Annotated in this window: 5 protein-coding genes; 3 read left to right on the forward strand and 2 right to left on the reverse strand. The window is 44.4% G+C overall.

Going from position 1 to position 4,038, the window contains the following annotated elements; all coding sequences use genetic code 11:
* The 3 genes from CAG68_RS11920 to CAG68_RS11930 all read left to right on the forward strand — a co-directional run.
* On the forward strand, nucleotides 1-1,069 hold a 1,069-nt coding region (locus tag CAG68_RS11920), incomplete at its 5' end, for a glycosyltransferase (RefSeq protein WP_161441188.1).
* Nucleotides 1,062-2,252 (forward strand): glycosyltransferase, encoded by a 1,191-nt coding sequence (locus CAG68_RS11925; RefSeq protein ID WP_161441189.1) that lies wholly within the window; start codon nucleotides 1,062-1,064, stop codon nucleotides 2,250-2,252. The genes CAG68_RS11920 and CAG68_RS11925, both read left to right, overlap by 8 nt.
* A gap of 10 nt (nucleotides 2,253-2,262) precedes the next feature.
* Nucleotides 2,263-2,901, forward strand: a complete 639-nt coding sequence (locus tag CAG68_RS11930; RefSeq protein WP_005377654.1) for a sugar transferase — start codon at nucleotides 2,263-2,265, stop codon at nucleotides 2,899-2,901.
* A gap of 19 nt (nucleotides 2,902-2,920) precedes the next feature.
* Here the strand turns inward: CAG68_RS11930 and CAG68_RS11935 are convergent, their stop codons facing one another.
* Nucleotides 2,921-3,310 carry an ATP-binding protein gene (locus CAG68_RS11935; protein WP_005377656.1) on the reverse strand — a complete coding sequence of 130 codons (390 nt, stop codon included), beginning with the start codon at nucleotides 3,308-3,310 and terminating at the stop codon, nucleotides 2,921-2,923.
* Between the two features lie 126 nt (nucleotides 3,311-3,436).
* Nucleotides 3,437-4,038, reverse strand: a 602-nt coding sequence (locus CAG68_RS11940) for a BCCT family transporter (protein WP_202599930.1), incomplete at its 5' end; no start/stop codon positions are given.

Raw genomic sequence — 4,038 nt, forward strand, 5'->3', positions numbered from 1 at the left:
ATTACACGTCGTGCAACACTTAGCTCCTGGTGGTTTAGAAACGCTCGTACTAGAAATGCTTCGTTTTGCGCAGCCAAACCATTCCGTTTTTGTCGTGAGCTTAGAAGGAAGCAAAGAACATGCACTACAAGGCTGGCAAAAACTATTGCCCTACCAAGGCCAACTGCACTTTCTTAATAAGAAACCTGGATTCAGCGGAAAAACCATCAGTACGCTGACTTCCATGCTCAAAGGACTTAAGCCTGACGTGGTCCACACTCACCATATCGGCCCACTTCTGTATGGTGGTATTGCTGCACGTTTAGCGCACGTACCTGTAGTGATTCATACCGAGCACGACGCATGGCACCTTAATAACAAAAAATCAGCTCGACTGCAGTCCCTACTGCTAAAAATGATTCGTCCACATGTGGTTGCCGATGCGAACTTTGTCGCCGAACAAATCCAGACAAAACTGAATTACCGCAAAGTTTGTACTATCCATAACGGGATTGACTGTCAGAAGTTTAAAAGCGGTGACCAAACTGCAACAAGGCACTTGTTTGAACTTCCAACCGACAAAATCGTGATTGGCGTTGCCGGGCGTCTAGAAGCAGTTAAAGGCCATAAAGTGCTTATCGAAGCATTCTCTCATCTTACGCCAAACACACACCTAGCCATTGCTGGAGATGGTTCTCAGCGAGCTCAATTGGAAGCACAAGTTAGAACGTTAAAACTTGAAGATCGAGTAACCTTTTTAGGCTTGGTCGACGATATGCCCAGCTTTTACCAAAGCCTAGACTTGTTTTGCTTACCATCACTTCAAGAGGGATTTCCTCTCTCAACCCTCGAGGCTCAAGCATGTGACATTCCTTGCGTCGCGACGGATGTTGGCGGCGTGAAAGAGACGCTCTGTCCGAACAACAGCACACTGGTTGAAGCAAATCGCGTGTTTTCGTTGGCCGAAGCGTTATCACAGCAACTGGAATCATCACACCATTCTCCTCGAACTTTTATTCTCAAACACTTTGATATCAGAGACATGGTGAGTCGCTACTCACGTTTGGCCAAGGAGGCTAGCTATGAATGATTTACTTTGGATTATAGGGTTTGGTTTATCCGCGTTTTTGATTGTCTATCATCACGTTGGGTATCCACTGCTCCTTAAGTGGCTTCCTTTAAAACAGCAAGACGAAACCAAAGCACCATTTGTAGAGCGAGCTTACAAAGCCTCCAAAACAGACAGCCAGCTACCCTCTATTACTGTCATCGTGCCCGCCTACAATGAAGAACAATGGATAGCAGAGAAGATCCGTAACCTTGCGAGCCTAGATTACCCAAGGGATAAGTTAAGAGTAGTGATCGCATGTGATGGCTGCACAGATAACACAGCCGAGATTGCTCAAGCGACAATTCAAGAAGCAATCTGCTCTGATACTCTGTTCATTATTAATGATCACCAAATCAATCGCGGTAAAGTTGCCCTACTCAACGAAGAAATGCGTCATGTTAGCTCGGACATTACCGCACTGAGTGACACGTCGGCATTGATTTCTTGCGATTCTCTGTTGCTAGCTAGTCAGCATTATCAAAATGAGAACGTTGGAGTGGTTAACGCAACATATCAAATAATGAGCACTAATAACCAAGGTGAAGCGGCGTATTGGCAATACCAGTCTCGAGTAAAGCACCAAGAATCCTTGTTAGGTTCAACGATTGGTTCCCACGGTGCGTTTTACACTTTCAGAACTCACTTATTTGAACCACTGGAAGTTAGCACCATTAATGACGACTTTATTCTCCCTATGAGAATCGTTTTGCGAGGCTATAGCGCTATTTACGAGCCAAACATGCTGGCTCTTGAGCTCGAACAAAGCTCAGACGACGCAGATTTCAAACGACGCCTAAGAATTTCAGCGGGTAACATGCAGCAGCTCATGCAATTAAAGAAATTACTGCTACCTCGTTATCGTGGCACTGCCTTTGCATTTCTATCGGGAAAGGTTCTGCGCTTAGCAACACCCTATTTGATGATTGTTTGCTTTATTTGCTCACTACTACTGGCACACAATCCGCTGTTTCAAGTAATGCTGTTCGCACAAGTTGGTATTTACAGCATCGCGCTTATTACTTACTTAATGCCAGCACTTAACACTATTAAACCTTTTAAGCTGATTAGCTACATCGTCATTGGTCATCTCGCCAACTTTATCGGCGGTATAAAATATTTACTCGGAATGGAAAATGGACGTTGGAAACGCGTCAACCAATAAGGAAAGCATCATGAAAAACTCACGCTACGATTCAAATGTATGCCACGCGAAAAGAACGTTTGATGTACTGGTTGCAATGCTTATTTTGGTCGTCACTGCACCACTATTCCCATTTATCGCGCTAGCGATCAAAACCACATCGAAAGGCCCTGTGATTTATCGCCAATTGCGAGTAGGACGCTGCACACCAGAAAAAATGGATCTTTTTCAAATCATGAAGTTTCGCACCATGTATATTGATGCAGAGCAACGCTCTGGCGCAGTATGGGCAACTGAAAATGATCCCCGCATCACGCCAGTAGGACGCTTTTTACGCAAAACGCGTTTAGATGAACTACCTCAACTGTTTAATGTGTTGAGAGGTGAAATGTCGATGATTGGGCCGCGCCCAGAACGCCCAGCTTTCTACCAGAAATTAGAAGATGAAATCCCCTATTTTGTAGAGCGCACATATGGCGTGTTACCGGGTATCACAGGCTTAGCTCAGGTTAACCAAGGCTATGATGCATGCATTGAAGATGTAAGACGCAAAGTTGGGTTTGACCACAGTTACGCACTAAGCTTAGGTTCGTTTTACTCTTGGATTTCAATGGACCTTTCAATCATGAGCAAAACATTCGTTGTGATGATTGACGGACGAGGTCAATAACTTCCGGTTCTGGTAACGGTCACTCTTGCCACTGGCGTCGCATCTTTTCTATCGTCGCTGGTGGCACGTCATGAATGCTTTGATACGCTCCGTGGCACACTTTAATTTCCACCTCGATGCGCTTCTTCATGCAGTAGTCCATGTAACGCTTCATCTCCCAATGTCGAACAAACGTATTGCTCACAATCACGACTCTCCCTTTGTTCAACCACTTTCTAGTTTGCTGAAAACACCACTCATGCGCTTGAGGTAATTGAACCGGTTCAAAGTGATAATCACCTTCATCATTTTCAAAATACATGTCAGCTTCAAAATGCTTAGCACCAAGCTCTATTGCCAGTTGTTTTGCTAAGGTTGTTTTACCTGAACCCGGAAGTCCACGAATAAGAATGAGTTTAGCCAGTGACATAATGCAGTTTAATGCGGTGGAAATAAGCCTAAACTGTAACGAAATTATTGGAAAAGAAAAGTAGAAATAAAAAATGCCGAGCACATTAGGCTCGGCATTTAAACTCAATAATGGATCGTGTTGTATTTATTTGTAAGCTGGCAGTTCTGTTCTTAACCCTTTCACCAAACTTACGCACATCAACAGCAGAACAAAAGTAAACGGTAACCCTGTTGCAACAACGCCTGATTGCAATGCTTGCAAGGCTTCTTTACCACCAACCCAAAGCATTACGGCTGCAATTGCGCCTTCAATACACGCCCAGAAAATGCGTTGCGGTACTGGTGCATCAATCTTACCACCGGCGGTAATACTATCGATAACCAGCGAGCCAGAGTCTGACGATGTAATAAAGAATACCAGAATCAGCACGATAGAAAGCATTGAAATCACTGAGCTATACGGAAGCGCATCGTAAACATGGAACAAAGTCAATGAAATATCAGTTAGGCCATTTGCACCTAGCTCACCAACTTTATTCACCACTTGGTCAAGCGCGATACCACCAAACACAGACATCCAAATCAAAGTAACAACTGTAGGAATAACGATGACTGCGAATAAGAATTCTCGAACCGTACGACCTTTAGACACACGCGCGATAAACATACCAACAAACGGTGACCAAGATACCCACCAAGCCCAGTAGAATACCGTCCAGCCGTGCATCCAAGTTTCATCTTCACGAC

The sequence above is a fragment of the Vibrio sp. V42_P2S4T144 genome (genome assembly GCF_009904715.1).
GTDB classification, from domain to species: domain Bacteria; phylum Pseudomonadota; class Gammaproteobacteria; order Enterobacterales; family Vibrionaceae; genus Vibrio; species Vibrio alginolyticus.

Bases quoted from the DNA above. Each gene is read 5' to 3' on its own strand.
- CAG68_RS11925 (WP_161441189.1), top strand. From the start codon at position 1,062: ATGAATGATTTACTTTGGATTATAGGGTTTGGTTTATCCGCGTTTTTG.
- CAG68_RS11930 (WP_005377654.1), top strand. From the start codon at position 2,263: ATGAAAAACTCACGCTACGATTCAAATGTATGCCACGCGAAAAGAACG.
- CAG68_RS11935 (WP_005377656.1), bottom strand. From the start codon at position 3,310: ATGTCACTGGCTAAACTCATTCTTATTCGTGGACTTCCGGGTTCAGGT.